Genomic DNA, 26,497 nt, shown 5'->3' with positions numbered 1-26,497 from the left:
AGTGACAGCGTGGCAGCGCGGCAATGAACAGACAACAACTACGCAAAACACCTATAAACCGCAACGCAAAGGAACTAAGCGATGGACTTTAGCATAAAAACTTTGGATGGCAAGACCCCCGTGACGGCGCAAAAGACCGGCTGTCTGGTCGTAGGCGTACTGGATGGCAAGAAGCTGGCCTCCGGCGCACAGGCCCTCGCCGGCAATCCTGCCATCGTCGCCGCGCTCAAGTCGGGCGACCTGTCCGGCAAACCGGGTTCCACACTGCTGTTGCGCGATGTCGCCGGCGTCACCGCGCAACGCGTACTGCTGGTCGGCATGGGCAGCGACGAGGCCATTCTGGAGAAATCCTTCAGCACCGCCGCTGCCTCCATCATCCGCACGCTGGCCACGCTGGGAGCGACCGATGCCCTGCTCGCCTTGCCCCTGCAAGCGATCAAAGACCGCGACGCTGCCTGGGCCATCAACGTCCTCGTCGCCGCCGGCCGCGACAGCATCTATCGTCCCGATGCACTGAAAAGCAAAAAAGACCCGGTGCCTACCGGCGTGAGCAAGATCGCCTTTGCCGCCGACAAGGCCGAAACGCCGGTCTTCAAACTGGCGATCGCGCAAAGCGTGGCGCTGGCCAATGGCGTCGAGCTGACCAAGGAACTGGGCAATCTGGCCGCCAATGTCTGCACGCCGACTTATCTGGCCAATACCGCCAAAAAACTGGCACGCGATTTCAAGCTGGGCGTCGAAGTTCTGGACCGCAAACAACTGGAAGCCCTGAAAATGGGTAGCTTCCTCTCGGTCACCAACGGCAGCGATCAGCCGCCCAAGTTCATCGTGATCAAGCATCTCGGCGGCAAAATCAAGGATGCCCCGGTCGTGCTGGTCGGTAAAGGCATTACCTTCGATAGCGGCGGGATCTCGCTCAAGCCGGGTTCCGGCATGGATGAAATGAAGTACGACATGTGTGGCGCGGCCTCGGTCCTCGGCACTTTCCGCGCCATCGCGGAAATGCAGTTGAAGCTCAACGTCATCGGCATCATCCCGACCTGTGAAAACATGCCGTCCGGCAGCGCTACCAAGCCGGGCGACATCGTGACCTCGATGGCCGGTCTGACGATTGAAGTGCTCAACACCGATGCCGAAGGCCGTCTGGTGCTGTGCGATGCACTGACCTACGCCGAACGCTTTAATCCGGCCGTGGTCGTCGATATCGCCACGCTGACCGGTGCCTGCATCGTCGCGCTGGGCCATCACAACTCCGGCCTGTTCACCCGCAGCGATGCGCCGCACGACAAACTGGCCAACGAGTTGCTGGCGGCCGGCAAGACTTCCGGCGACACCGCATGGCGCATGCCTATCGAAGACGCCTATCAGGAACAGCTGAAGTCGAATTTCGCTGACATCGCCAATATCGGCGGCCAACCGGCCGGCAGCGTGACAGCGGCCTGCTTCCTGGAACGCTTCACCAAGAAATACACTTGGGCGCATCTGGATATTGCCGGCACCGCATGGAAAAGCGGCGCTGCCAAGGGTGCTACCGGCCGACCTGTGCCTTTGCTGACCAACTTCCTGATCGGACGCGCCAAAGCCGCTTAAGGAGTTGCAGAGAAGTTGCAGAGAAGTTGCAGACGAGGCAGGGGTGTCACTAAAAAGCCCTGAACCATCACGCTTTTGCAACAAAATGATCTGCCGGCCACATCGGCCATGAAAAAATCCGCCGTCCTGCAAAGGACTGGCGGATTTTTTTATCCTGCCGCCGCGCCCGATTCAGCGCTCACAGACTTTTTAGCGAACCACGCTGAAAGGCAAACGGATTTCCACGCACAAGCCCCCTTCCGGCCGATTCGAAGCGCGAATCACGCCACCATGCATCTCGACCACACGTTGCGCAATCGCCAGACCCAAACCACTCCCGCCGGGATTGCTGGCACCGGACTCGCCACGGAAAAACGGCGCGAAAATCGCGGTCAGCAATTGCTCAGGCGCACCGGGACCGTGATCGAGAATCGCCAGCGACAACTCCCGCAGCGCAAAATCAATCTTGCTCTGCAAGATCACGCTACTGCCTGCTGCCGTATGCCTGACCGCATTGCGCACCACATTTTCAATCGCTCTGTGAATCAGCTCCGGCTGGCCGTCGATGCTGACCTTGCCATCCCCGCGCCACTCCACGGCGCATCCTTTGGCAGTCGCTTCAAAACGGGCATCGTCGACGACTTCGCGGATGATCTCGTCGATATGAATTTCTTCGCTCAGGGCCGGCGCGACGCCGGACTCCAGTCGCGATAAAGTCAGCAATTCATCCACCAGCTTATCCATGCGGATACTCTCGCGCTCGATGCGCTCCAGCGTCACGTCTACTTTGTCCGGCTGCTGCCGCGCCAGACCGATCGCCGCCTGCATGCGCGCCAGCGGCGAGCGCAGTTCATGCGAAACATCATGCAACAAGCGTCGCTGCCCATCCATCAAGTCCCGCAACTGACCGGCCATGCTGTCAAAGTCGCGCCCGAGATCGGCGAGTTCATCGCGCCGCGGACCCATGTCCGGCCCGACCTTGGTATCCAGATTGCCTCCCGCCACCGCTTTGAAGGCCAGCCGCAAAGTTCGAATCGGCTTGGAAAAATACCATGCCAGCAAAGCCGCGAAAATCAGACTGGCGATCACGGCCATGACGACCGGCATCAGCTCATGCAGAGCAAACTCTTGCGAAGAATGGGGGTTTTTCCCAAAAAAGAATAATCCAGGCCCCGGCCCCGGACCAAAACCGCGTGGCGGCCCGCGCATTTGCTCTTCATCCGATAAAAGTAATAAATACTCCAGACCGTTGGCCGCCGTTACCATCCGCACCACTGGTCGCACATCATGCTCGGCCAGCACGCGTCGGGCGTCTTGGACCATGTCGGCGTTGACTGTACGACCCAACAAGTCATGGCCGCTGGCATCGATCGCATACAAGCGATGCCGTCCGTCGTTGCCCTGCTCGAAATCGGCAAATGCCTGCGTCCCGTCAAACCGCAGCGTGGCCGCAGCGGCATTGATCATGAATACCGCAGGCGGCCCCATATCCAGATACTGGGCATTTTTATCGCGGGCGCGATCCTTGAGCCAAAACGTGACGCCGATAGAAAGCGGCACCAGCAACTGAACCAGCAGGATAAAGGTAAAGAATTTCCAGAAAAGACGCCCCACCCTTACTCCCGAATAAATTGATAACCGAGACGATAAACCGTCTGGATGCAGGAACGGCCATCGGCCAGTAATCCCAGTTTTTGCCGCAAACTGCTCAGATGCACGTCGATATTGCGGTCGAAGCGCGCCAGCGGTCGGCCCAGGCCTTCTTCCGACAAAATACTTTTACTCACCGGACGCCCGACATTGCGCGCAAGGATTTCCAGCAGATTAAATTCGGTGCTGGTCAGCGCCAGCGGTTTTCCTCCCCACTCTGCATAACGTTGCGCCGGCCACATGGACAAAGCACCGACGATCACCGGCTTGAGCCCCTCCTCCTCCGGCACAACCGGATCGCGCAGGGTGCGTCGCAGGATGGCACGCAGACGTGCAGTCAACTCGCGCGGCGTGCATGGCTTGGCAACGTAATCGTCTGCGCCCAACTCCAGACCGGTAATGCGGTCGGCGTTATCGCCCCTTGCCGTCAACATCAGCACCGGCATACTGCTGCCGGCCCGGATTTTCCCGAGCGCCTCGACACCACTCAGACGCGGCATCATCACATCAAGAATCGCAATCGCATACAGACCGGAAAGCGCTTCCGTCACACCGGTCGCGCCATCATGCACGGCCGTCACCTCGAAGCCTTCCTGCTCGAAATATTCCTTGAGCATGCCGGTCAGCTCGACATCATCATCTATCAGAAGAACTTTGGTCATAGGAGGAACGTTGAAGAGAGTTAGGAGCGGTATCGAAGCGCAGTGATGGGGACACCATCCGTCACCGCAGCTTGCCATGCAAAAGGCCGGATCATAGCAAGCCGCTCAGGATTTCCCGGCCACAGCGCACTATCTTTACTCGGCTTTACAAATCAGGACTTGCGCTCAAGACCACTGACCGGGGCGTATTGACGTTTCATTTGTGAGCGGCATTCCCCAAGTAAGGGGAATAGCAAGACGTATAGCCAGCGACCCAAGCTCAGGGCAAACCCAGAGGCAAAAGCGCTGCCGTACTTACGCCGTACTCAGGGAATGCCGCGCAGCAACTTAATCAACGGCGTCTTAACCGAACTTTACATACCAGCACGAAATAAACGATTAAATCTGTGCAAAACTTGCAAAAAAGACAATATTGCAAATTTCATTACTTCGCGTCACAGATCAGGAGAATAACAATGTCCATCAGCAGCGTCTCAGGCAGCAGTATGTCCCTGTCCCAACTCGCGCAACTGGCAGGGATTTCACAAAGCACTTCTTCGTCTGCCGGTCTGCGCATGAACGGAGGCGGCCCACCACCACCTCCTCCTGGCGGTGGCGGCGGTCTGATGGGCGCGATCACCAAAGCACTGGAACAATTAGCCGCTACTGCAGCCAGCTCGACCTCGGCTTCCACCTCGTCCACCTCTGGCAGTGCATCCACTTCTGCAACGAATTCGACCAATGTCGCTCAGGCATTGTCGGCATTCATGCAAACGCTGATGGCCGCCCTGCATGCACAGACCAACCCGAGCGGTTCGCAATCAGGCACTGACAGCGACGGCGGCCACGATGGCAGCACCAGCAGTGTGAGCGCGGCCTCTGGTACGACCAGTGCGGCAAGCACAGCAAGTACAGCCAGCACCACCGCCTCCAGCGCCGCCCTCTCGCTCAGTGCAACGCCGACGCCGCGCGCGCACCGCGGTGGCCGCATGGAAGCCGATTTGCAAAGTCTGATTCAGGAATTGTCTTCTGCCAGCAGCAGCAGTTCGAGCGCCAGCGGCTCCACGACGACGGGGACAAACACCACCAGCACCGCAGACGCCAATTTGCAGAGCAGCTTTCAGAACCTGATGAGCGCGATGGGTAATTCCGGCAGCAGCGTGACGCTGAGCAAATTCCTGCAAACGATGTCGAGCGACATGGAAGGCACGCGCACCAGCGGTAACGTCATCAATACCTCCGCGTAAGCATCTGCAAAAGGCCGCTGGCGATGCGACAACGCCAGCGGCCTTTTGCGTAAGTTCTGATTAAGAAACGTATCCGGCGACGAAAATGCAGTCCTCCGCGCATCGTTCCCTCATTCACATCCCGGCGTAGCGACCGGGACGATGGTTGAGCAGGATGACCAGATTGAGGGCAATCGCCCCCAGCACTGAAGCCAGCAGCACCGAAGGTTTGACCACGAACAGCGAGGCCAGAACAATCGCCAGATCGACGCCCATTTGCAGCTTGCCTGCGCTCATCCCGTAACGCTCCTGTAAAAATAGCGCCGCCACATTGACGCCACCCAGACTGGCGCTATGGCGGAACAACACCACAAAGCCCGCGCCCATCAGCAAGCCGCCCAGAATCGCGCAATAAAACAGATTAAGCATGTCGTAGCGGATGAAATGCGGATGCAGCATCGACCACCCGGACACCAGCATCACCGAAGCGATCGTTTTGCCTGTGAAGCGCCAGCCCATGCTGCGCAGTGAAAAGTAAAAGAACGGCACATTCACCAGGAAAAATACCGGACCAAAGCCGATGCCGCTGAGGTAATGCACCAGAAACGCCAGCCCGGCAGTACCGCCCGTCAGCAGACCGACGGTGCTGTACATGTGCACCCCCAGAGAAATGAACAGGGTGCCGGTCAGCATAGCGAACACATCTTCGTAAAGGGCGTGCTTTGCCGCCGCTGCCGATCCTGCCGATACCTGATGGACATCAGGCATGCATCACCTCGGCCAGCGCCGCGCAGACGTGCGCCAGATTGCCCTGATTGACGCCCGCCAGACAAATTCTGCCCGTCGCTATCGCATACACCGCATGCCGCTCACGCAAGCGCTCGACCTGCTGCTCAGACAAGCCGGTATAGCCGAACATGCCGTTTTGCCGGAGCAGAAAGCCGACATCGCGATCCGGCAAGGCTGCCGACAAACCGGCATGCAAGGCCACACGCATGTGTCGGATGCGCTCGCGCATGTGCGCAACTTCGCCCTCCCACTGCCGCCGCAGCTCGGGATGGTGCAGGATATGGCTGACGATCATTGCCCCATGCATAGGGGGACTGGAATAATTGCGGCGGATAGACTGCTTCAGTTGTCCCAGTACATTCGTCGCTTGTCCGTCGGCGGGGCAAAACACACTGAGCGCGCCGCAGCGTTCGCCATACAGCGAGAAAATCTTGGAAAACGAATTGGCCAGCAAGAAATTCATGCCGCGCCGTACGCATTCCCTCACCGGCCAGACATCCTGCTCCAGATTCTCAGCAAAACCCTGATAGGCCAGATCGAAAAACGGCAGCAAGCGACGCCGTTCGAGCAGGTCGATGATCTGCGTCCATTGCGCCCGATCGGGATCGATGCCGGTGGGGTTATGGCAGCAAGGATGGAGCAGGACGAGCGTGCCGGGAGCCAGCCGGTCGAAGCAGTCCAGCATCTTGTCAAAAGCCAGCGCGCCGGTGGCGGCATCGTAATAAGGATAGCGCTGCACCTCCACACCAGCGCCTTCGAAAATGCCGATGTGATTGTCCCAGGTGGGATCGGGAATCCAGACCGGCATGGTCGGGAAGAAACGATGCAGGAAATCGGCCCCTACTTTGAGCGCCCCGGAACCGCCCGGCGTTTGCACCACGGCCAGATGCGCTTCATCCGGCAGCGCATCGCCAAAAATCAACTCGGCCACCGCCTGCCGGTAGCTGGCCAGCCCCTCCATCGGCAGGTAGGTATAGGGTGCAGCGGCTGCTTGCAGCTCGGCACTGACCGCCAGCACCGAGGGCAAAATAGGAACGACGCCGTTTTCGTCGGTATAAATACCGATGCCGAGATTGGCTTTTTCAGGCCGTGGATCGCGCCGGTAGACATCCATCAAGCCCAGAATCGGGTCACCAGCGTAGGGGGGTAAATGGGCAAACATCACTATCCTTGAAAGGGCACTGACTTCCAGCCTGCACCGATGGGATTCACCATCAGGCGTAATGGCTGACAAAGCAAGTACCGGTTAAATGTAGAGCTTCAAAATGTATTGTTTTCAACGAAAATGGCAAATGAAAAATGGCAATCAGATACCAGGCAGATTCCGGCAGGAAAGATCAAAAGACCATACCACGCCCGACGAATCGAAACAGCCTGACAAGTACCGCATATCCGACTATATTCAATACGCCTTAGCACCAACATAACCGGGATTTACACACAACGCCGGCGTCCATGTGCGTAGTCCTCATAATTAAAAACAAAGGAGACCTCCTTGACTTGCCTGATGATGAATTACCCGCTGCTGATTTCCTCAATCATCCGCCATGCCGATACCAATCACGGCGATACCGCCATCGTTTCCTACGCCAGCGATGGCACCCGCCACGAATACACCTATGCCGATGCCCACCGCCGTTCCCGCATGCTGGCCAACGCGCTGACGGCGCAGGGCTGCAAGACCGGCGACCGCATCGGTACGCTGGCCTGGAACGGCTACCGGCATCTGGAACTGTATTACGCCATCTCCGGCTCGGGCGCGGTTTGCCATACCATCAACCCGCGCCTGTTCCTCTCGCAAATCGCCTACATCATCAATCACGCCGACGATCAGCTGATCTTTTTTGACACCTCCTTCCTGAAGCTGGTCGAAGATCTGATTCCCTTGTGCCAAGGCGTCAAAGAGTGGATTGTTTTATCGGACACCCTGCCGGAAGCCACGCCCGCTGCATCGGCCTCGGGAGTGAGCTACCTCAATTACGAACAACTGATCGAGTCCCAGTCCGACCAATACGACTGGCCCGCGCTTGATGAAAACACCGCGTCCGGTCTGTGCTACACCTCCGGCACCACCGGCAATCCCAAGGGCGTGCTGTACAGCCACCGCAGCAGCGTCCTGCATGCGATCACAGCGGCGCTGCCGGATGCCTTCAATATTTCGGCGCGTGATACCGTCATGCCGGTTTCTCCTATGTTCCATGTGATGGCGTGGGGCATGCCGTATTGCGCGCCCGCCATGGGAGCCAAGCTGGTACTGCCCGGCTCCAATCTCGACGGTGCCAGCCTGCATCGCGTCTGTGAGGCGGAACAAGTGACCATCAGCGCCGGAGTGCCGACCATCTGGTTTGGACTCATTGCCCATCTGCAAAATAACAATGTGCGTTTAAGCAGTCTGCAACGGGTGGTGATCGGCGGCGCGGCCTGCCCGCCCTCGCTGATCCAGACCATGCAGGCGCTGGGAGTCGAGCCCATCCACGCCTGGGGCATGACAGAAACCAGTCCGCTCTCCACCGTCAGCAAACTCAAGAGCAAACATGGCAGCCTGCCGGTCGCGGCCAGCAACGCCTTGCTGGCGAAACAAGGCCGTCCTTTGTTCGGCGTGGAATTGAAAATCGTCGATGAAAACCACGTTCCCCTGCCCAAAAACGGCGTGGCGTTCGGCGAACTGATGATCCGCGGCGCCTGGATTGCCGGCGGCTATTTCGGCGCGGAAAACCGCGACGCCCTGCGCGATGGCTGGTTTCCGACCGGCGACGTGGCCACCCTCGACGCCGACGGCTTCATGCACATTACCGACCGCTCCAAGGATGTTATTAAATCCGGCGGGGAATGGATCAGCTCGATCGAACTGGAAAATGTCGCCGTCGCGCATCCGGCCATCAGCGAAGCGGCGGCGGTCGGCATCTATCACGAAAAATGGGGGGAACGGCCCTTGCTGGTTGCGGTGCGCAAGGCGGGCATGGAAGTCGAACGACGCGAGCTGCTCAGCTATTTCGAAGGCAAAGTGGCGAAATGGTCTATCCCTGACGATGTGGTCTTCGTCGATCAATTACCGCACACGGCCACAGGAAAATTATTGAAAACCGCGTTGCGCGCCGACTTTCGCGAACATCTCTGGCCGAAGGTGTGAATGCAGAAAGCGCTGCCGGGATAGCTAAGGACTTGCTGGACGCCACCCGCAAGGAATTGAATTCCCCCACACGCTAAAGATTGATTGGCAGAAAAAAAGCCGCGGCATGGTGCTGTTTCAGACCATACGCGGCTTTTTCCTTGGGACGGCCAGTCGCCTCAACGGGAGTGCAGGAGCGCCCGAATCCTTGCCCGCCTACTGCCTTTACCGATTAAAGATAGACTTGCGGATTAATGATTGGATTAACGATGCCTGCGCCAGACCTGCAAGAGAACGCACCTCCCCTGGATTTGGCCCAAGCCGGAGCAGCCACACCCGCCTGTGAACGCAAGCTGATTCACACCCGCATCATCCGCATAGACGGCTATGAACGCAGCGACGGACTGTGGGATATCGAAGCAAATATCAACGATACCAAGCAAGTCGATCACGACGTGTTTCATAGCATTCGGCCTGCAGGCTCCGCCGTTCACGACATGAACTTGCACATGACCATCAACAGCCAGCGCATGATTGTGGAAGCGCAGGCCGTATCCAATGCCGTCCCCTATCCCGGCACCTGCGACAAAATCGCCCCCGCCTACGCCGCCCTCAAAGGCCTGCAGATCGGCCCCGGCTTCAACGCCCGGGCCAGCGAATTATTTCGCGGCATCAACGGCTGCACGCATATTTCCGAAATGATAGGACGCATGGCCTCGGTCGCCATGCAAACCATGTCGGGACGCACTGTTCAGGACCCGACGCGAAAGCCGTTCCAACTGGACGGTTGCCACGCCCTCGCCACCAACGGCGAACTGGTCGCCCAATACCATCCACGGTGGTACGTGAAGCCCTGACTTAACGTCGCAAAACACGCCCCCCATTACCGCAACGAAACCGCTCAGTAAGCGTAGCAAGCGCCGCAAGCGCAGGGCAAGAAGCGCAGCCGTGCCTGAGTACGGTGACGATTTTGAATCCTTGCCGCCCCGAGATTGCATCGCGCAGTCGCTTAGTGAGCGGTTTCTAGATGACTTTGACGCCGGAGCCGGGTCCCCCGAAGGTGAGTTCCATGAAGAGCTTGAACGCCTCCACCGCGCCGGATAATTCCTGCGTCGCATCCCAGGCCAGTCCGATTTCGATAAAAGCCATGGAATCGAGCAGGGGACGATGTTCGATACGCAATCCGTCCAGCGAAAACGGACGGTAACAAACATCGGACACGATAGAGACGCCCAGTCCCTGCGCAACAAGACTGCGCACAGCCTCGATGGACGTCACCCGATAGCGAATGTTGGGCTGCAATCCGGCTTTCTCCCAAAACAACAGGGTGTTCTTCGGTGTTTCGTCCATGTCGTAGAGGATATAAGGCAAGTTGGCTACTTCGGACAAGGCGATGCTGCGCTTATTCAATAGCGGATGCGCCGCTGGCAGCCACAATTGCCGACGCGAACGCGTCAGAGGAACCATGCCGAATTTTTCAGGCGCATCGAAATTGGCCAGCCAGGCAATCCCGATGTCGATCTCGCCGGACAAGAGCGCGGCCTCCAGAGCCGGACGCTCCAGTTCAATCACATCCAGCTTGATTTGGGGATAGGCCTTGGCAAACTGCGCGATGGCGGGTACGGCGTAATAAGAGAGCATGGAATGGGTCGCGCCGATGCGAAACGCGCCGGTTACATCTTGCCGCATGAGGCCGGGATCATGAATGGCGGAATTGACCGCTGCGGCGATATTGTGCGCATGATGCAGGAACTTCTGTCCATCGACGGTCAGCGATACCCCGGAAGCATGGTGGCGAATGAAGAGCTGCACCCCGAGCGCGGACTCCAGCTCTTTGATGGAGGCGGTAATCGCGGTTTGCGTGACATGCGCCTTGGAAGCCGCAGCGGAAAACTGCCCGGTTTCGGCGGCGGCCAGAAAGTAATGGATTTGCTTGAAACTTAATTGCATAAATAATATTGATACATTATGTGAATATTATTTATTATATCTTTTGCCGATGCTGAACTAATATTTTCCGTCATAGAGACAAAAAGCAGAGAAGAGAGCCTCTTTTCTATATAAATAAAGTTTAGGCATAGACAAAAACAAGCCTGATCAAAAACAAAAAAGGGAAATTTACGAATGAATAATCGCATCGACGTCACCGCTTCAGCCGCGAGCGCATACAAGCCTCACCCGCAAATATGGCGCGCCGTTATTTCCTCCTCGATTGGCAATGCGCTGGAATGGTTTGATGTACTGATTTACGGCGCCTTTGCGGTCACGATCGCTAAATTATTTTTTCCGACGCAAAATGCGACGGTTTCCCTGCTGATTACCTTTGCCACTTTCGGCGTTTCTTTTTTCATGCGCCCGCTCGGCGCGATCATCATCGGCACTTACTCTGACCGGGTCGGCCGAAAAGCGGCGTTAACACTGTCTATCGTCTTGATGATGGTCGGCACCCTGCTGATTGCAATCATGCCGACCTACAATTCGATTGGGCTGTGGGCGCCGGCCGGGATTGTGCTGGCACGATTGATTCAGGGATTTTCGGCGGGCGGCGAATTCGGCAGCTCAACGGCGTTTCTGGTGGAACATGCCCCGCATCGACGCGGATTTTTCTCCAGCTGGCAAGTGGCCAGCCAGGGCGTAAGTATCCTGCTGGCAGCGGCATTCGGCGCTGTGTTGTCGTCGCAATTGACTACTGAGCAGATAGAAGCATGGGGATGGCGTCTGCCGTTCTTTTTCGGCTTGCTGATCGGCCCGGTCGGCTACTACATCCGCACACAGCTTCAGGAATCACCGGAATTTGCCAATGCAGAAACCACCGCAACCCCTTTGCGCGACATCTTCACTAGCCAGAAAGAGCGCCTGCTGATCGGTACCGGCAGCGTCATCATGGCCACGGTGTCGGTGTATCTGGTGATCTACATGCCGACTTACGCGGTCAAGCAACTGGGCATGACTTCGGTTGCCTCCTTTTCGGCGACGATGCTGGCGGGCGTGATCATGATGCTGTTCTCCCCAGTCGTCGGCCATTACTCCGATAAGTACGGCAGAACCCCGTTCATGCTGGCAAGCAGTATTTTGTTCATGCTGGTCAGCTACCCGCTGTTCGCCTACCTGTCCATGCATCCGAGTTTTCTCAATCTGCTGCTGATACAAGGCGTTATCGGCATCCTGATGACCATGTATTTCGCCGCGATGCCAGCGCTGCTGTCGGACATCTTCCCGGTACAAATCCGCGGTACCGGCATGTCGCTGAGCTATAACATCGCGGTAATGATTTTCGGCGGTTTTGCCGGCCTGACGATTACCTGGCTGATCTCCGTAACGGACAATAAACTGGCCGTCACCTTCTATGTGATCGCCGGCGCATTTCTCAGTGTGATTGCCACGCTGGCAGCGCGCTACCGACTGCGCTTGCCTTAATCCGGCGCGGAACTAGCGCAAGGAAGTGCCGGGCTTCCTTGCAATATCTCCTCAGTAATAGCTCTTCAGTAATAGCTCTTCAGTCATACCTGTTAAGTACTCCCTGAATGTCATTTACTCTCCATCGCCCGGATCGCTCCGGGCGAGAAAATCACTATGCCCAATACCGATAAAACTGCCTTGCTCCGCCCTTCCCCCGAAGTCGTCTCCATGATCGAGCGCTTGATCGCCTTCCCCACCGTGTCACGCGATTCGAATCTGGGCATGATTGAATGGATACGCGATTACCTGGCCGGCATGGGCGTGAGTTCACGTCTGACTTACGACGCTACCGGCAAGAAAGCCAATCTGTTCGCCACGCTAGGCAAAGGCAGCAAGCCGGGTCTGATTTTGTCGGGGCATACCGATGTCGTCCCGGTGGAAGGTCAGGCTTGGGATACCGATCCGTTCAAAGCCACGATCAAGGATGGACTGGTGTATGGCCGCGGCGCGGCGGACATGAAGAGTTTCATTGCCACGGCACTGGCATTGACGCCGAAATTCCTGGCAGCGGACCTGGACATGCCTTTGCATTTCGCTTTTTCGTATGACGAAGAAGTCGGCTGCATAGGTGTGCAGGGCCTGATTAAGGATTTGCAGGAACTGGGTCTGAAGCCGGCCGGTTGCATCGTCGGCGAACCGACCTCGATGCAACCGATCATTGCGCATAAAGGCATCCATCGTTTCCGCTGCTGCGTCACGGGGCGCGAAGCGCATTCCAGCTATACCAACATGGGTGTGAACGCGATCGAATATGCAGCGCGCATCATTGCCTATATCCGCCACATGGCAGACCGGTTTGCCCAACTGGAAACGCGCGATTACGGCTTTACCGTTCCCTACACGACGATGCAAACCGGTTTGATCCGGGGTGGACTGGCGTCGAATATCGTGCCTAAGGAATGTATCTTTGAATTTGAAGCGCGCACCATGCCGGGTTCCGACGCGGGACGCCTGTACAAGGAAGTGCAGGATTTCGCCGCCAATTTGCTGCCGGAGATGCGGCAAGTGGAACCGAACGCGCAGATTGCCTTTGAATGGCTGGCCTCCGCACCCGGCCTCAATACCAAAGAGCATGAGGCCATCACTCAATTGGCAGCGTCGCTGTCACGCATCAACACGACTGGCTCAGTGTCTTATGGCACGGAAGCCGGGCTATTCCAGCTGGCGGGCATCCCGACGATTGTGTGCGGCCCTGGCAGCATAGAACAGGCGCATCGGCCTAACGAATTCGTTGCACTGGAACAGGTTGCCCAATGCGAAGCCTTCATGCTGCGTCTGCTGGACCCGATGCCGACTGCTTTTTAAAGAAGCGTCGCATCAATCATTGAGCGGATTCACGTCAGATAGATAGCGGAACAAATAAGACAAACGGACCAGGGCCAGGCCAGAAAATCCTGACCTGACCTGTAGACTCGCTCATCCGGGTTGCCTTACCTATCAAACGCGCTCAGTGAGCTACGCTGACTTTAACGCGCTTGGCCGCATCGCGCCCTGTAAGCGTGTCTCGGATATCCCTCCGCACAAATCAGGCTGACAATGAGGGGGAAATCACCAATGCGCAAAGATATTGACACCCTAGCCACCCTCGTTTTCAGCTCTGCCGACGACCAGGCGAACGCGCAGCGGGTATCTGACCCAAGCGGGCGCTTGCTCATCATTATCCCTATTGCGTTTCGCGAAGACTGTATGTTGCCGCTCAAAGCCTTGTCCAGAAATGCGGAGGCCGTCCCATTTCTTCGGGCGATGAGTCGGGCGCAGGCGTGGTCGTCGGCATTTGACTATGCTCGCTTCCCAGCTACCTGGAAACAGATGGCCGCATGCAATGCTTTTGCAGACGACATTACCCAGCACAAATTATTGCATCCGAATGAAATACGCAGACTTATTGACAATTAAGGTGGGAATAATCACTTTCAATGACAAAATTGGGGCGCAAAGTGAATGATCTGCCGGTTTGTTGACAGCGACGACAGCCGGCTGATGTTGGCATTGGTGACTAAGGCGAATGGACAGACCCAACGTGCGTCCGCCTCATTAAATAGTTGAAGCCAGACTTGCAGCCAGATTTCCTTTTACAATGAAAAACTCGCTGATAAGCCCACTAACAATAGAAATTAATAAAGAATGAAACTCGCTACCTGGAATTAAGCATTGATGTTTCAAGCGATCTCATGACTTCTCGAAAATTCATAAAACATCAATATTTTCAATAAAGCTCAAAAGTCGCCAGATCGGCAGCATCACGCGCCTGGAACTCACCGCGCTGCTGAAAAGCGTTGAGCACCGTGCGCCCGAGGTGGCGCGCAATCTGCGCAATCACTTGTGGGGCATATTCGAGTACGCCATCGATTCTGGACTGATCGAGAACAACCCCGTGCCACCCGTGCGCGTCATGAAGAAACGCAACCAGAAAAACCACCCAGCCCTGTCCGACAAGCAGATCGGCGATTTTCTGCTGAAGCTAGATAACACAGGCAAGATTAACGAGGAAACGCGCATCGCCATGTTGTTGGTGCTTCTGACTGCCTGCCGCAAGGCGGAAGTCATCGAAGGCCGATGGGGTGAAGTAGATTTGGACGGTACCAAGTGGGAAATTCCGGCTGCACGGATGAAGGCAAAACGCGTGCATTGGGTTCCACTGTCCTCGCAAGCAGTCGCGTTACTCACCCGCTTGCGCGCCCTCGTGCCAGCCGACAGAGAGTATCTGTTCCCGAACCGAGTGGACCCGCGCCGACCGATGGCTAACCGCAGCTTGAATGCCTTGATGGAGCGGTTGGGACTCAGCGGTGTAGGCACGCCGCACGGCATGCGAGCATCGTTCAGTACCTATTTCAATAGCATCGGCGGGAACATCGACGTGATCGAGCACTGCCTGGCGCACGTGCCGGCAAACGCGGTCCGCGCAGCCTACAACCGCCACGCATACCAGGATGAGCGGCGCGCAATGCTCCAGCAGTGGGCAGACTATCTGGATCGGCTACGAAAAGAACGCGCAAGTTCCGAGCCGATGATCGTGGCAGCAATGCGCTCGCTGATATAAGCGAACTACATTTTAGGCGTAGGAGATAAGTTTCCAAGTAACAGCTTTTCCCCGATGCGGTGGCATGGTATTGCCTCGCGCAATGGGTGCTGTTGTTGACGGCGTATCTTGCGATTCCCATACGCCACTTTCAGGATATTTTTGACCGGTACGGGCTGTTGTTCCAATTGGACTTTTCATCTGGATATCCTATAAGCAACGAACCATTTCGCTGATAGAAATTATGGACAAAAAAAGGATTTTTGGTTTCCTGCGGATGCTTTTCTTTAAATGCACTTTATGAGTTCAAAACGGCGCGGGCTCTTTTATACTATCGCGTTACTTTTTAACTCGAGCCAACTGCGCACGCAGCTTGCTCATTTCGATATTCTCTTGGACGTTGAAATGTCGAGCAAGTCGACACCACAATAAATAAATCCGTATTATCCGATGGCTAATTTCACCGGTTTACCGATCCGACTCAGCATCTCAACCAAAGTATCAATAGTGAATTTGGTTGTTTTTTTATTCACGACATCTGATACACGCGGCCGGGACACCATCAGTATCTCCGCAGCTTCAGCTTGCTTCAGATGGTGCTGTTCGATCCATTCGACCAATTCAGACATCAGTTGCTCTTTCAACAAATGCGTGTCATTGATCTGCTTTCGAGAAGCGGCCTGCAGACGCTTGGCTTCCTCAACCGAAAACCCTAGCTCCAAGAACAGATTTGCTCCCTGCTTCGTTACATGACGAATTTCAGTATCAATTTTCATGTCTTCATTTTCCTTGCATTAATCACGGCACGATAACGCGCCTCGGCAATTTCCTTATCGTGCTTACTGGTTGCCTGAGTCTTCTTCTGGAAACAGTGCAACACATAAAGGGCTTCCTCGAATTTGGCGACATACATGACGCGATAAATGCCACTGCTTTCTCGAATACGAATTTCTTTCGCACCCGCTCCAACATCGTCGAACGGCTTCCAGTCGTCTGGTTCAATACCTGCCTGTACCTTGCCCAACTGAAAGCCCGCTTGCCTGCGCGGCTCCTCCGGAAACGCAAGCACATCATCATAGGCTGATCCGACCCACTGAATCTCTTTTTCCCGGTTCATAAAGACACGCTACGTATAAAATTTTATACTCTGAAATTGAACGAGTCAACATCTGCTAACTCAACATTAGATTGTAAGAGACCAGCGCCAAGAATCAAAGGTATGCGGCATGGTGTTTTAGCGGCTAGAAGCTGTTGATGAAAAAAGCTCCACAGGCGCATCACACCGAATTAGGATCATGTGACTTTAATATGACGTTGCCACGCACCTCGTGCCTAGTCACAACCATTCAGCATTGATCCCTGACCCCTACGACCCTTCCGTCCTGCGCGCTCCGCTTGCCATTAAGACAGTGGAGTATGTGGGGTGGTCTTGCTGTTTTCCGTTCGACTTTACTCTCCCGAGCTTTGGGACTTAAAAAGTGTCAGAAATAACGTCACACTTCTTCCAGTCAGGAGATATCGCCATGCAGACCCTCGCCAAACAAGTCTTGGAACACGCCACCGGAGCGCCGGAAGGTACGCCTTTGGTCGCCAAAGAACTACTGCATCTGGGCAGTCGCGCAGCGGTGGATCAAGTATTGTCCCGTTTGGTGCAGCGCGGCACCCTATTGCGCGCCGGTCGCGGCATCTATGTCCTGCCCGTCGAAAGCCGCTTCGGCACCCGCGCACCGTCGGCCGTCAAGATGGTCGAAGGCTTGGCGAACCAGCGCGGGGAAACCATCGTGCCGCACGGTGCCGCCGCCGCCAACGCGCTAGGCCTGACCACGCAGGTGCCAATGCGAGCGGTCTATCTCACGTCCGGCCCCAGCCGCCGCTTAAAATTGGGTGCGCAGATGATCGAGTTCCGACACGCGCCAATTTGGCAACTGATTTTTCCTGGGCGAGCTGCGGGCGAGGTGGTGCGGGCACTGGCTTGGCTAGGCCCGGAAAAAGCCGGGGAAGCGATCCAGAAGCTGCGCGCCAAACTGCCACCGTCCGAACTGAAAGAAGTCGTGTCGGCGCGGTCGCGCCTGCCGACGTGGATGGCCCAAGAAATCAGCGCCCTGGTGGCCTATGGCTGAATTCTTCCAGCTCTCCACCGCCGAACGCCTGGAGGCGCTTGACCTCGCAGCGAACACGTCGGGCCTACTGCCCCATCTGCTGGAAAAAAACATCTGGGTAGTCTGGTCGCTGCGGCACCTCTTTGCCGACCCTTACGCTGACCACTTGGTATTCAAGGGTGGCACGTCCTTGTCGAAGGCCTATGGCGTCATCAGGCGCTTCTCCGAAGACGTGGACCTGACTTACGACATCCGTGCCATCGCCGCCGATCTGGTGGGTGAAGCGAATGCGCCGCTGCCAGCCAGCAAGAGCCAGGAGAAAAAGTGGAGCAAGGAGATTCGTGCGCGCCTGTCGGACTGGGTCGGCGCCGAGATCGTGCCGCGCCTCAAACACGATCTTGAGCAAAACGGCTTGCCGGCAACCGTGCGGGCCGAGGGCGAGCCCATCGACACCACCACGCTAATCCCACACATGCTGGAAGCGTTCATGGAGCGTGATCGAGTGTTCAAGCGATCCAGTCGGTCAGGCCAATCCAGCCCCCTGATCATCCATGCCAAGCCGATGAATCATGTGAGCGATTCGGATACACCAGAACCAGTTCATTCGAAGAAATGAAAAATACGCTGGCTGGCTTCGCCACACTACGCCTACGTGAGTTTCCAGTCGAGACCTTCTGAGTCAATCTGAGGGCATGGTCACTTTCTCAGGATTCGCCATGCCTCTCGCACAACCTGCCGACAACTACGGCCGTAACATACCGATGGTAGCCCCGGCATTCTTCCGCATGGTCGACGTGATACGCATTACTGCGTTAAGCCGCGCCACCTTGTACCGACGCATTGCAGAAGGGAAATTCCCGCCACCCGTTCACCTCGGGGGACGGGCATGCGGCTGGACGCCGACAGCGTTACAAGCCTGGATCGATGATCCGGCAGGCTATTCGATCGCGATTGCCCCACTCAACACGTGATCGACTGAAATTGGCTTACCGCCCAAGCGGCCAGCCTTGTACTGGATTCGTACACGATTGCGATGTGATGATGGGATAATGCGACACATAGAGCCACAAGCGCGCCCCGAAGACTCACCCGGCATCGTTGCGCTGAGAAAATCGTGGTACGTATCTGTAGCAGCCGGCGTGCGTCGCGCAAGCCGGAACCCACTCGATAAGCTGTGTTTCAGATCAAATTCATTTGGGGGTATGCGTGGGGGTACCATCAAAGAACAAGAAAATTAAATTCAATATAATCAATTACTTACTTCAATAATGAAAATTGCCACCTGGAACGTCAACTCCCTCAAAGTCCGCCTGCCGCAAGTGTTGCAATGGCTGGAGACCAACCCGGTCGATGTGCTGTGTTTGCAGGAAACCAAGATGACGGACGACAAATTCCCCGTCGCTGAAATCAATGCGGCCGGCTATCAGGTCGCCTTCTCCGGGCAAAAAACTTATAACGGCGTGGCGATTCTGTCGCGGCATCCGATTCGCGACGTGGTCAAAAATATTCCGGGATTCGAGGATGAGCAGCAGCGTGTGTTAGCCGCCACCATTGAAGGAATGCGCATTGTCTGTGCCTACATTCCTAACGGGCAGGCACCGGATACCGACAAGTTCCACTACAAACTGCGCTGGCTCGATGCGCTGCACGACTGGCTCAAGGGAGAACAGGCGCAGCACCCGCAACTGGCCTTGCTGGGCGATTACAACATCGCACCGGAAGACCGCGACGTCTACGATCCGGCAAAATGGGTGGGACAAAATTTAGTCTCGCCGCAAGAACGCGCCGCTTTCGTGCGCTTGCAGGATCTGGAGTTAAAAGATTCGTTTCGCCTGTTTGAACAGGCCGACAAACTGTTTAGCTGGTGGGATTACCGGCAGATGGGCTTCCGTCTGAACCGCGGCATGCGGATCGATCACATTCTGCTGTCGCCGCCGCTGGCGGCACGCTGCACCGGCTGCGTCATCGACAAGCTGCCACGCAAGTGGGAACAACCGTCGGATCACGCACCGGTCATCGCCACGCTGGAAGCGGCTGCCTGATCAGGGCTTGGAAGTTGACTTCGGGCTCAGTTGCTTTTCAAACGCCACATCATTTTTGGTCACGCGCCGGACCGCTTGCGGGCCGCAACCGTTGACAAAAACAACGAAGGCATCCAGCTCCAGCGCTTCACACAATTTCTCAGACGGCTGACCGGCTTCGCGTCGCGCCAGAAGAAAACGGTCGTCGGCGGTTTTCAGCATGGTGTATTGCCGCACGCCGCTGCGGGTATTTAAACGCTCAACGGCGGCGGTGGCACGGGTCGATCTCATAGAAGGTTCCTCATACGTGCAAAGGGACTAGTGTAACCAAATGCCCTGCCCTGCGCTGGGTGCAACGCAAACGACAAACACAAACGACAAATACAAACGATGCCTTGCCAACAATGCAGCAATAACGCAAAAACAAGCCGACAACAACTCAACAACAATCCCGCCTCAGCCGCGCTCCACCTCAATTGCCGTGCGGATTTGTTGTAGCGAAGCCGGGTCTTCAATCGTCGTCAGGTCGCCGGGATCGCGTCCTTCGCAAATAGCCTGAATAGAACGGCGCAGCAATTTACCGGAACGGGTTTTCGGCAGCGCGCTCACAAAATACACCGCCGATGGCCGACCCACCGCGCCCAGATGCCGGTCCACTACGCCCATGATGTCCGTCGCCAGCAGCTTGCGTCCGGCGCTGGTATCGAGGTTCTGTCCCTCCGTGTTTTTCACAATCACAAAGGCCACGGCAGCCTGCCCTTTCAATGGGTCTTCCACACCCACCACTGCCACCTCTGAAACATTCGGATGACTGGAAATGCTTTCTTCGATTTCCCGCGTTCCAAGCCGATGACCGGCGACATTGATCACATCGTCGGTACGCCCGAGAATGAAGTAGTAGCCGTCCTCATCGCAGATGCCCCAATCAAAAGTGGAGTACATCGGCGTAGCGAAATTCGACCAGTAGGTGTTGACGAAGCGCTCATCATCACCGTAAATGGTTTGCATGAAACCGGGTGGCAGCGGGCCTTCGATGGCGACCACGCCCTTTGTATTCGGGGCGCAGACGGTGCCTGTGGCTTCGTCGATGATCCGCACTTTATAACCGTACAGAGCCAAACCAGGGCTGCCCAGTTTACTCGGCAGGTCTTCGATATTTTTAGCGATGGACAACACCGGCCAGCCGGTTTCGGTCTGCCAGTAATTGTCGATCACCGGAATACCGAGTTCTCCGGAAATCCATTGCGAAGTGGTTTCATCAAGCGGCTCACCGGCCAGATACAGGGCCTTGAGCGAGGACAGATCGTATTTCTTGAGCAGTTCCGGCGGCTGTTTTTTCAGCACGCGAATCGCCGTCGGTGCGGACGACATGCGCGTTACTTTGTATTTTTCGACCAGGCTCCACCACACGCCGCCATCGGGACGAATCGGCAAGCCCTCGTACAGGATCGTCGCCATGCCGGCAATCAAGGGGCCATAGACGATATAGGAGTGACCGACTACCCAGCCGATATCGGAAGTGCAAAAAAACGTTTCGCCGGGATTGCCGCAAAACTGATAATCCATTGAAGTCGCCAGCGCCACCGCATAGCCGCCGACATCGCGCAGCACGCCCTTGGGTTTGCCGGTCGTGCCGGAGGTATACAAAATATAGGAAGGCGCATTCGATTCCAGCCAGGTCACGGCGACTTTCGACTGCAAATGTTGCTGCCGCAATTCCGCATAACCGACATCGCGCCCGGCCATCATCGCGCTCGGCGCGAGGCCGCGGTTGACCATCAGGACGTGAGCGGGTTTGTGGGCCGCGAGATGAATCGCCTCATCCAGCAGGTGCTTATATGGCATGACCTTGCCGCCGCGCGAACCGGCATCGGCGGAAACAATCAGCACCGGCTGCGCATCGTCGATGCGAGTCGCGAGACTGTTCGCAGCGAAACCACCGAACACCACCGAATGCACCGCGCCAATGCGGGCGCAGGCCAGCATCGCAAACACCGCTTCGGCAATCATCGGCATGTAGATCAACACACGATCGCCCTGAAGTACTCCCAGCGTCTGCATGCAGGCCGCCATGTAATTGACTTCCTCATGCAGCTGCGAAAAAGTGTAAGTGAGTTCGGTGCCGGTTTCGGTCGATACCGCAATCAGCGCGGGCTGATCGCCGCGTGCGGCCAAATGGCGATCCACTGCGTTGTGACAAAGATTGGTAGTGCCGCCGACAAACCATTTATTGAACGGCGGATGGCTGTCGTCCAGCGTTTGGGTGAATGGCGTTTGCCATTCGATGCGACGCGCTTCACGCGCCCAGAAAATATCGGGTTGTTCTATCGACTCGCGATACAGGTCGGCAAATTTCATGCTGTCTCCTTGTGCACGCCGGAAGGCGCATTGTTATTTCAAGCATGCGTAGCGCAACTTGTTGCGCCAGGAATTTTTATTATTTTTTATAATTGAACAACTCAATCTGACTATCGCAGAGAGAACTTACAGCCACCTGAAAATACTTTTTAACAACATAAAATCTTTGAAAAGATCAAAGAAAAAATCTTCACTGCAACATGGGCAAGCTTTGAAAAACAGGACGCGATAAGGGCGTCCTGTTTTTTCCTTGCCTATCTTTACCTAAGCTTGATTACAGGCAGATCAGATCACGTACAGATCCACATACTCATGCACCGCCATTGCTTCCAGCTTCTTTTGATCCAGCGAGACTGCCAGGATTTTCTGTTGCTGTTTCGCCGGGAACTGACGCGCCAGGTTAGTACGGAATTTGTCTTCCAGCAAAGGAATGCCATCGACACGACGACGCGCATGACCGATAGGAAATTCAACCACCAGTTCCTTGAGTTTCTTGCCGTCCTTGAACTCCACCGTCAGGGCATTGGCAATCGAGCGCTTCTTAGGATCGTGATAATCCTTGGTGAATGCTGGATCTTCAACGCAAACGATCTTGTCGCGCAGCACATCGATGCGCTTGTCGGCGGCGATATGGTCTTCATAATCGGAGGCCGTCAGGCGACCGAAAATCAGCGGCACGGCGACCATGTACTGGATGCAGTGATCGCGATCGGCCGGATTGCTGAGCGGGCCTTTTTTGTCGATGATGCGGATGCAGGCTTCGTGTGTGCGGATCGTGATTTTCTTGATGTCGTCAACGCTCTTGCCTGCCTTCGCCAATTGCTCGTGCAGAGTCATCGCTGCCTCGACTGCCGTTTGCGAATGGAACTCAGCCGGGAAGGAAATTTTGAACAGCACGTTTTCCATCACATACGATTCATACTTGCGCTGGAACTTGAAAGGCTGGCCCTTGAACAGCACGTCGTAAAAACCCCAGGTCTTGGCCGTCAGCACCGACGGATAACCCATTTCACCGGTCTTGGCCATCAGCGCCAGACGCACTGCGCGGGAAGTGGCGTCGCCTGCGGCCCACGACTTGCGCGATCCGGTATTCGGCGAGTGACGATAAGTACGCAGCGATTGACCATCGACCCACGCCAACGAAACGGCGTTCAGAATTTCTTCGCGTGTCAGACCGAGCATTTCAGCCACTACCGCTGTGGAAGCGACTTTCACCAGCACAACGTGATCGAGGCCGACTTTATTGAAGGAATTTTCCAGTGCGATACAACCCTGTATTTCATGCGCCTTGATCATGCCGGTCAGCACGTCTTTCATGGTCAGCGGCTTCTTGCCCGCCGCCACGGCATTGCGCGAGAGCCAGTCGGCAGTAGCCAGAATGCCGCCGAGGTTATCCGATGGATGACCCCATTCGGCAGCCAGCCAGGTATCGTTGAAATCGAGCCAGCGAATCATCATGCCGATATTGAATGCGGCTTGCACCGGATCGAGCTGAAACTGCGTGCCCGGCACTTTAGCGCCGTTCGGCACGATCGTGCCCGGAACGATAGGGCCCATCAGTTTTTTACAGGCAGGATATTCCAGCGCTTCCAGACCGCAACCCAGCGTATCGATGAGGCAATTGCGCGCCGTGTCGTAGGCCACCTTGGAGGTGATGGTGTATTTGGTGACGTAATCGACGATATCGACCAGCACTTTGTCGAATTTGGGGCGGACGTTGGAAATAGTTGCGGACATGCGAGCTCCTGTTAAGAAAAAATCAAAAATCAATGTCCGGCCCAGCGCAAGCGACAGGGCGTCGGATTAAGCGGCGTGACAGTTATTGGCCAGTTGCTTGCCAAGTTTCGAGTTCAACAAAAACGACTTCGAGGGAATCTGAATCCAGACCAGCCCGGCGCTCGAACTCTCGAAGCGCAACGCGCCGGTGGAAGTGGAGACCGGCTGCAATGTATATGCGCTGCCCTTCCAGTCAACGGTAATGCTGTCGGCATTGGCTCCGTTGAGCTTGACCTGCACGCTGTCGTCCAGCTCGCAGCTAAAATTTCCGGTCACCAGATTTTTGTTCCAGTCGGGCGCCGAAGAAGTCAGTGCCGACACGGCAGAAACGGTTTGTGTCACGGCCATTCCACCGCCACCGCAAGCCGCCAGCAGAACCGGGAGTGTCAATATCAGAGCCGAAGCCAGTGTGCATAAACGCATGTATTCACCCATCTTGGTAGTCGAGGCCGCCAATACAAACGCGGCGAATCGCCTGCCGGTGGCCTCGATACCGGACCCGAAGGCCCCTCCCCTGAGCTTGCTGCCCAGGGGAGGGGCGCTTACTTGCGCTTGTTAATTGGGATGAATTCTAAATCCTCAGGGCCAACATAGTTGGCGGAGGGGCGAATAATTTTATTATCGATGCGCTGTTCGATGATGTGCGCCGCCCAGCCGGAGGTGCGGGCGATCACGAACAAGGGGGTAAACATGGACGTCGGCACCCCCATCATGTGGTAGGACACGGCAGAGAACCAGTCCAGATTAGGAAACATTTTTTTGATGTCCCACATCACCGTTTCCAGACGTTCTGCAATGTCATACATCTTGGTCGATCCCGCTTCTTGCGACAGCTGATAGGCGACTTTTTTGATGACTTCATTGCGCGGATCGGAAATGGTATAGACCGGATGGCCGAAACCAATCACGACTTCCTTGTTGTCGACGCGACGCTTGATGTCGGCTTCGGCTTCGTCAGGCGTGTCATAGCTCTTCTGAATTTCAAACGCGAATTCATTGGCACCGCCATGCTTGGGGCCGCGCAACGCGCCGATACCGGCGGTAATTGCCGAATACATGTCAGAGCCGGTACCCGCCACCACTCGACTGGCGAATGTGGAAGCATTGAATTCATGTTCTGCATACAGAATCAGCGAGGTATGCATCGCTTTTTCCCACTGCTCGGAGGGTTTTTCTCCATGCAGCAGATGCAGGAAATGCCCGCCGATAGACTCATCGTCGGTTTCAGTCTCGATGCGCTTGCCGTTATGGCTGAAGTGGTACCAGTACAGCAGCATGGAACCGAGCGAAGCCATCAGCAAATCGGCAATATCGCGCGCGCCGGGGGCTTTGTGGTCGTCTTTTTCAGGCAGCACGCAACCCAGCGCCGACACGCCGGTGCGCATCACATCCATAGGATGCGAGGCAGCAGGCAGACATTCCAGCGCCGCTTTGACGGCGGCCGGTATGCCGCGCAGTGCCTTGAGTTTGGTTTTGTAAGCGCGCAGTTCGGCCGTGGTCGGCAGTTTGCCATGCACCAGCAGATGGGCGATTTCTTCGAATTCGCAGCTATCGGCGATATCGAGAATGTCGTAACCGCGGTAATGCAAGTCGTTGCCGGTTTTGCCGACGGTGCACAGCGCGGTGTTACCGGCGGTCACACCCGACAGCGCCACCGATTTTTTAGGCTTGAAAGCAGTTGCTTGTGGTTCAGTCATCGTCATCTCCTAAACGTGGTTCTGTTTTTGCTGCGCGAACAAGGCATCCAGGCTTTGCTCATACGAGTGGTAATTGATGCGGTCGTACAACTCCATCCGGGTTTGCATGGAATCGATAACATTCTTTTGCGTACCGTCGCGGCGGATGGCGGTGAACACATTTTCCGCCGCCTTGTTCATGGCGCGAAACGCCGACAAGGGATAAAGCACGATGCCGACATCGGCGCTTTTCAGCTCTTCCACGGTAAATAAAGGCGTGGCGCCGAATTCAGTGATATTGGCCAGCACCGGCACCTTGACGGCGGCGGCGAACTGGCGGTACATCGCCAGATCGGTGATCGCTTCCGGGAAGATCATGTCTGCACCGGCTTCGACGCAGGCAATCGCCCGCTCCAGCGCCGATTCCAGCCCCTCCACCGCCAGCGCATCGGTACGCGCCATGATGACGAACTGATCGTCGGTACGGGCGTCGACCGCCGCCTTGATGCGATCAACCATCTCCTGCTTGCTGACGATTTCCTTGTTAGGACGGTGACCGCAGCGCTTGGCTCCGACCTGATCTTCGATGTGCAGGCCAGCTGCGCCGAACTTGATCATCGACTTGACCGTGCGCGCCACATTGAAAGCAGACGAACCGAAACCGGTATCGGCATCGACCAGCAAGGGCAGATCGCAGACATCGGTAATACGCCGCACATCGGTCAGCACATCATCCAGATTGGAAATACCGAGATCGGGCAAACCGAGCGAACCGGCAGCCACACCGCCGCCGGACAAATAAATGGCGCGGAAACCGGCACGTTTGGCCAGCAGCGCATGGTTAGCGTTAATCGCACCGACAATTTGCAAGGGGGATTCTTCGCGTACCGCTTTGCGCAGAGCTGCGCCTGGAGATTCGATGGGCATGAGAGATACCTTTAGAAAATAGAGAGCAGTGTCAAATGACGGCACCCGTTGCTTCATCACTGCAAATCCGATGAGGCATTGCGGCGCGACTATCTGCTCCCCGTTCTTATTGCAAACGGCGTGCCATCGTTGAATCAGACGTCGACCAGGCAAGCCGATTTCGCCGCCATAAAAAATT

24 protein-coding genes and 1 pseudogene are annotated in these 26,497 nt (G+C 56.1%); 12 read left to right on the top strand and 13 right to left on the bottom strand.

From position 1 onward, the window contains the following. The first annotated feature begins 81 nt into the window (after positions 1 to 81). Positions 82 to 1,590 (top strand): leucyl aminopeptidase, encoded by a 1,509-nt coding sequence (locus RGU70_RS07465; RefSeq protein WP_322208761.1) that lies wholly within the window; start codon positions 82 to 84, stop codon positions 1,588 to 1,590. A gap of 189 nt (positions 1,591 to 1,779) precedes the next feature. Here the strand turns inward: RGU70_RS07465 and RGU70_RS07460 are convergent, their stop codons facing one another. Continuing rightward, a complete protein-coding gene (locus RGU70_RS07460; protein WP_322208760.1) occupies positions 1,780 to 3,183 on the bottom strand; it encodes an ATP-binding protein in 1,404 nt (467 codons plus the stop codon). A gap of 2 nt (positions 3,184 to 3,185) precedes the next feature. Then, positions 3,186 to 3,881, bottom strand: coding sequence for a response regulator transcription factor (locus tag RGU70_RS07455; protein WP_322208759.1), 696 nt, complete (start codon positions 3,879 to 3,881; stop codon positions 3,186 to 3,188). A gap of 485 nt (positions 3,882 to 4,366) precedes the next feature. Here RGU70_RS07455 and RGU70_RS07450 point away from each other — a divergent pair, with 485 nt between their 5' ends. Beyond that, positions 4,367 to 5,107 carry a hypothetical protein gene (locus RGU70_RS07450; protein WP_322208758.1) on the top strand — a complete coding sequence of 247 codons (741 nt, stop codon included), beginning with the start codon at positions 4,367 to 4,369 and terminating at the stop codon, positions 5,105 to 5,107. Between the two features lie 114 nt (positions 5,108 to 5,221). Here RGU70_RS07450 and RGU70_RS07445 read toward each other — a convergent pair whose 3' ends face one another. Both RGU70_RS07445 and RGU70_RS07440 read right to left on the bottom strand, forming a co-directional pair. After that, positions 5,222 to 5,854 carry a YitT family protein gene (locus RGU70_RS07445; RefSeq protein WP_322208757.1) on the bottom strand — a complete coding sequence of 211 codons (633 nt, stop codon included), beginning with the start codon at positions 5,852 to 5,854 and terminating at the stop codon, positions 5,222 to 5,224. Beyond that, positions 5,847 to 7,037 (bottom strand): amino acid aminotransferase, encoded by a 1,191-nt coding sequence (locus tag RGU70_RS07440; RefSeq protein WP_322208756.1) that lies wholly within the window; start codon positions 7,035 to 7,037, stop codon positions 5,847 to 5,849. The genes RGU70_RS07445 and RGU70_RS07440 overlap by 8 nt, the downstream gene beginning before the upstream one ends. 333 nt (positions 7,038 to 7,370) lie before the next feature. Here RGU70_RS07440 and RGU70_RS07435 point away from each other — a divergent pair, with 333 nt between their 5' ends. Continuing rightward, on the top strand, positions 7,371 to 9,005 hold the full coding sequence (locus RGU70_RS07435; protein WP_322208755.1) for a 3-(methylthio)propionyl-CoA ligase: 1,635 nt from the start codon (positions 7,371 to 7,373) through the stop codon (positions 9,003 to 9,005). A 248-nt stretch (positions 9,006 to 9,253) separates the two neighbouring features. Continuing rightward, positions 9,254 to 9,841 (top strand): DUF2889 domain-containing protein, encoded by a 588-nt coding sequence (locus RGU70_RS07430; protein ID WP_322208754.1) that lies wholly within the window; start codon positions 9,254 to 9,256, stop codon positions 9,839 to 9,841. 166 nt (positions 9,842 to 10,007) lie between these two features. Here the strand turns inward: RGU70_RS07430 and RGU70_RS07425 are convergent, their stop codons facing one another. After that, on the bottom strand, positions 10,008 to 10,934 hold the full coding sequence (locus RGU70_RS07425) for a LysR family transcriptional regulator (protein WP_322208753.1): 927 nt from the start codon (positions 10,932 to 10,934) through the stop codon (positions 10,008 to 10,010). Between the two features lie 174 nt (positions 10,935 to 11,108). On the opposite strand from RGU70_RS07425, the gene RGU70_RS07420 reads away from it, so the two are divergent. From RGU70_RS07420 to RGU70_RS07405, 4 genes are all read left to right on the top strand, one after another. After that, the gene (locus RGU70_RS07420) at positions 11,109 to 12,401 is read left to right on the top strand and encodes an MFS transporter (RefSeq protein WP_322208752.1); all 1,293 of its coding nucleotides are present in this window, start codon (positions 11,109 to 11,111) and stop codon (positions 12,399 to 12,401) included. A 156-nt stretch (positions 12,402 to 12,557) separates the two neighbouring features. After that, complete coding sequence (argE, locus tag RGU70_RS07415) at positions 12,558 to 13,748, top strand: acetylornithine deacetylase (protein WP_322208751.1); 1,191 nt, start codon at positions 12,558 to 12,560, stop codon at positions 13,746 to 13,748. Positions 13,749 to 13,997: 249 nt separating this feature from the next. Then, on the top strand, positions 13,998 to 14,339 hold the full coding sequence (locus tag RGU70_RS07410; RefSeq protein WP_322208750.1) for a hypothetical protein: 342 nt from the start codon (positions 13,998 to 14,000) through the stop codon (positions 14,337 to 14,339). Positions 14,340 to 14,628: 289 nt separating this feature from the next. Beyond that, complete coding sequence (locus RGU70_RS07405) at positions 14,629 to 15,483, top strand: tyrosine-type recombinase/integrase (RefSeq protein ID WP_416186555.1); 855 nt, start codon at positions 14,629 to 14,631, stop codon at positions 15,481 to 15,483. A gap of 422 nt (positions 15,484 to 15,905) precedes the next feature. Here the strand turns inward: RGU70_RS07405 and RGU70_RS07400 are convergent, their stop codons facing one another. Both RGU70_RS07400 and RGU70_RS07395 read right to left on the bottom strand, forming a co-directional pair. Next, positions 15,906 to 16,238: a helix-turn-helix domain-containing protein gene (locus tag RGU70_RS07400; protein ID WP_322208748.1), complete on the bottom strand. Its 333-nt coding sequence runs from the start codon at positions 16,236 to 16,238 to the stop codon at positions 15,906 to 15,908. Beyond that, entirely contained in the window at positions 16,235 to 16,579 is a 345-nt protein-coding gene (locus RGU70_RS07395) for a type II toxin-antitoxin system RelE/ParE family toxin (RefSeq protein ID WP_322208747.1), read from the bottom strand. The genes RGU70_RS07400 and RGU70_RS07395 overlap by 4 nt, the downstream gene beginning before the upstream one ends. A gap of 406 nt (positions 16,580 to 16,985) precedes the next feature. Between RGU70_RS07395 and RGU70_RS07390 the strand changes: the two genes are divergently transcribed. The 4 genes from RGU70_RS07390 (at position 16,986) to xth (ending at position 19,603) form a co-directional block, all read left to right on the top strand. Beyond that, the gene (locus tag RGU70_RS07390) at positions 16,986 to 17,582 is read left to right on the top strand and encodes a DUF6088 family protein (protein ID WP_322210736.1); all 597 of its coding nucleotides are present in this window, start codon (positions 16,986 to 16,988) and stop codon (positions 17,580 to 17,582) included. Further along, a complete protein-coding gene (locus RGU70_RS07385) occupies positions 17,575 to 18,177 on the top strand; it encodes a nucleotidyl transferase AbiEii/AbiGii toxin family protein (RefSeq protein ID WP_322208746.1) in 603 nt (200 codons plus the stop codon). Before RGU70_RS07390 ends, RGU70_RS07385 begins: the two co-directional genes overlap by 8 nt. A 100-nt stretch (positions 18,178 to 18,277) precedes the next feature. Then, complete coding sequence (locus RGU70_RS07380; protein ID WP_322208745.1) at positions 18,278 to 18,532, top strand: helix-turn-helix transcriptional regulator; 255 nt, start codon at positions 18,278 to 18,280, stop codon at positions 18,530 to 18,532. A gap of 297 nt (positions 18,533 to 18,829) precedes the next feature. Continuing rightward, positions 18,830 to 19,603, top strand: a complete 774-nt coding sequence (gene xth / locus RGU70_RS07375) for an exodeoxyribonuclease III (RefSeq protein ID WP_322208744.1) — start codon at positions 18,830 to 18,832, stop codon at positions 19,601 to 19,603. Here the strand turns inward: xth and RGU70_RS07370 are convergent, their stop codons facing one another. The 6 genes and pseudogenes from RGU70_RS07370 to prpB form a co-directional block, all read right to left on the bottom strand. Continuing rightward, on the bottom strand, positions 19,604 to 19,873 hold the full coding sequence (locus RGU70_RS07370) for a hypothetical protein (RefSeq protein ID WP_322208743.1): 270 nt from the start codon (positions 19,871 to 19,873) through the stop codon (positions 19,604 to 19,606). It abuts the gene before it with no gap. 165 nt (positions 19,874 to 20,038) lie between these two features. Continuing rightward, positions 20,039 to 21,958: pseudogene (locus RGU70_RS07365) on the bottom strand (propionate--CoA ligase); the annotation flags it as partial. Between the two features lie 267 nt (positions 21,959 to 22,225). Continuing rightward, on the bottom strand, positions 22,226 to 23,677 hold the full coding sequence (locus tag RGU70_RS07360; protein ID WP_322208742.1) for a bifunctional 2-methylcitrate dehydratase/aconitate hydratase: 1,452 nt from the start codon (positions 23,675 to 23,677) through the stop codon (positions 22,226 to 22,228). Between the two features lie 66 nt (positions 23,678 to 23,743). Then, positions 23,744 to 24,139 carry a hypothetical protein gene (locus RGU70_RS07355; RefSeq protein ID WP_322208741.1) on the bottom strand — a complete coding sequence of 132 codons (396 nt, stop codon included), beginning with the start codon at positions 24,137 to 24,139 and terminating at the stop codon, positions 23,744 to 23,746. A gap of 119 nt (positions 24,140 to 24,258) precedes the next feature. Beyond that, positions 24,259 to 25,413: a 2-methylcitrate synthase gene (prpC, locus tag RGU70_RS07350; protein WP_322208740.1), complete on the bottom strand. Its 1,155-nt coding sequence runs from the start codon at positions 25,411 to 25,413 to the stop codon at positions 24,259 to 24,261. A gap of 9 nt (positions 25,414 to 25,422) precedes the next feature. Further along, on the bottom strand, positions 25,423 to 26,319 hold the full coding sequence (prpB, locus tag RGU70_RS07345) for a methylisocitrate lyase (protein ID WP_322208739.1): 897 nt from the start codon (positions 26,317 to 26,319) through the stop codon (positions 25,423 to 25,425). Between the last annotated feature and the right edge of the window lie 178 nt (positions 26,320 to 26,497).

Origin of the sequence: Herbaspirillum sp. RTI4 (genome assembly GCF_034313965.1) — a bacterium.
GTDB lineage: Bacteria > Pseudomonadota > Gammaproteobacteria > Burkholderiales > Burkholderiaceae_D > Herbaspirillum.
The sequence above is the reverse complement of the archived record's forward strand: the minus strand, read 5'-3'. Positions and strand labels throughout refer to the sequence as shown.

Excerpts from the sequence above, each read along its gene's own strand:
- RGU70_RS07380 (WP_322208745.1), top strand. The coding sequence starts at position 18,278 with ATGCCTCTCGCACAACCTGCCGACAACTACGGCCGTAACATACCGATG.
- prpB (WP_322208739.1), bottom strand. The coding sequence starts at position 26,319 with ATGCCCATCGAATCTCCAGGCGCAGCTCTGCGCAAAGCGGTACGCGAA.
- RGU70_RS07355 (WP_322208741.1), bottom strand. The coding sequence starts at position 24,139 with ATGCGTTTATGCACACTGGCTTCGGCTCTGATATTGACACTCCCGGTT.
- RGU70_RS07390 (WP_322210736.1), top strand. The coding sequence starts at position 16,986 with ATGCAGACCCTCGCCAAACAAGTCTTGGAACACGCCACCGGAGCGCCG.
- RGU70_RS07455 (WP_322208759.1), bottom strand. The coding sequence starts at position 3,881 with ATGACCAAAGTTCTTCTGATAGATGATGATGTCGAGCTGACCGGCATG.
- RGU70_RS07450 (WP_322208758.1), top strand. The coding sequence starts at position 4,367 with ATGTCCCTGTCCCAACTCGCGCAACTGGCAGGGATTTCACAAAGCACT.
- prpC (WP_322208740.1), bottom strand. The coding sequence starts at position 25,413 with ATGACTGAACCACAAGCAACTGCTTTCAAGCCTAAAAAATCGGTGGCG.
- RGU70_RS07370 (WP_322208743.1), bottom strand. The coding sequence starts at position 19,873 with ATGAGATCGACCCGTGCCACCGCCGCCGTTGAGCGTTTAAATACCCGC.
- RGU70_RS07395 (WP_322208747.1), bottom strand. The coding sequence starts at position 16,579 with ATGAACCGGGAAAAAGAGATTCAGTGGGTCGGATCAGCCTATGATGAT.
- RGU70_RS07465 (WP_322208761.1), top strand. The coding sequence starts at position 82 with ATGGACTTTAGCATAAAAACTTTGGATGGCAAGACCCCCGTGACGGCG.
- RGU70_RS07440 (WP_322208756.1), bottom strand. The coding sequence starts at position 7,037 with ATGTTTGCCCATTTACCCCCCTACGCTGGTGACCCGATTCTGGGCTTG.
- xth (WP_322208744.1), top strand. The coding sequence starts at position 18,830 with ATGAAAATTGCCACCTGGAACGTCAACTCCCTCAAAGTCCGCCTGCCG.
- RGU70_RS07445 (WP_322208757.1), bottom strand. The coding sequence starts at position 5,854 with ATGCCTGATGTCCATCAGGTATCGGCAGGATCGGCAGCGGCGGCAAAG.
- RGU70_RS07420 (WP_322208752.1), top strand. The coding sequence starts at position 11,109 with ATGAATAATCGCATCGACGTCACCGCTTCAGCCGCGAGCGCATACAAG.
- RGU70_RS07430 (WP_322208754.1), top strand. The coding sequence starts at position 9,254 with ATGCCTGCGCCAGACCTGCAAGAGAACGCACCTCCCCTGGATTTGGCC.
- RGU70_RS07410 (WP_322208750.1), top strand. The coding sequence starts at position 13,998 with ATGCGCAAAGATATTGACACCCTAGCCACCCTCGTTTTCAGCTCTGCC.
- argE (WP_322208751.1), top strand. The coding sequence starts at position 12,558 with ATGCCCAATACCGATAAAACTGCCTTGCTCCGCCCTTCCCCCGAAGTC.
- RGU70_RS07425 (WP_322208753.1), bottom strand. The coding sequence starts at position 10,934 with ATGCAATTAAGTTTCAAGCAAATCCATTACTTTCTGGCCGCCGCCGAA.
- RGU70_RS07400 (WP_322208748.1), bottom strand. The coding sequence starts at position 16,238 with ATGAAAATTGATACTGAAATTCGTCATGTAACGAAGCAGGGAGCAAAT.
- RGU70_RS07360 (WP_322208742.1), bottom strand. The coding sequence starts at position 23,677 with ATGTCCGCAACTATTTCCAACGTCCGCCCCAAATTCGACAAAGTGCTG.
- RGU70_RS07385 (WP_322208746.1), top strand. The coding sequence starts at position 17,575 with ATGGCTGAATTCTTCCAGCTCTCCACCGCCGAACGCCTGGAGGCGCTT.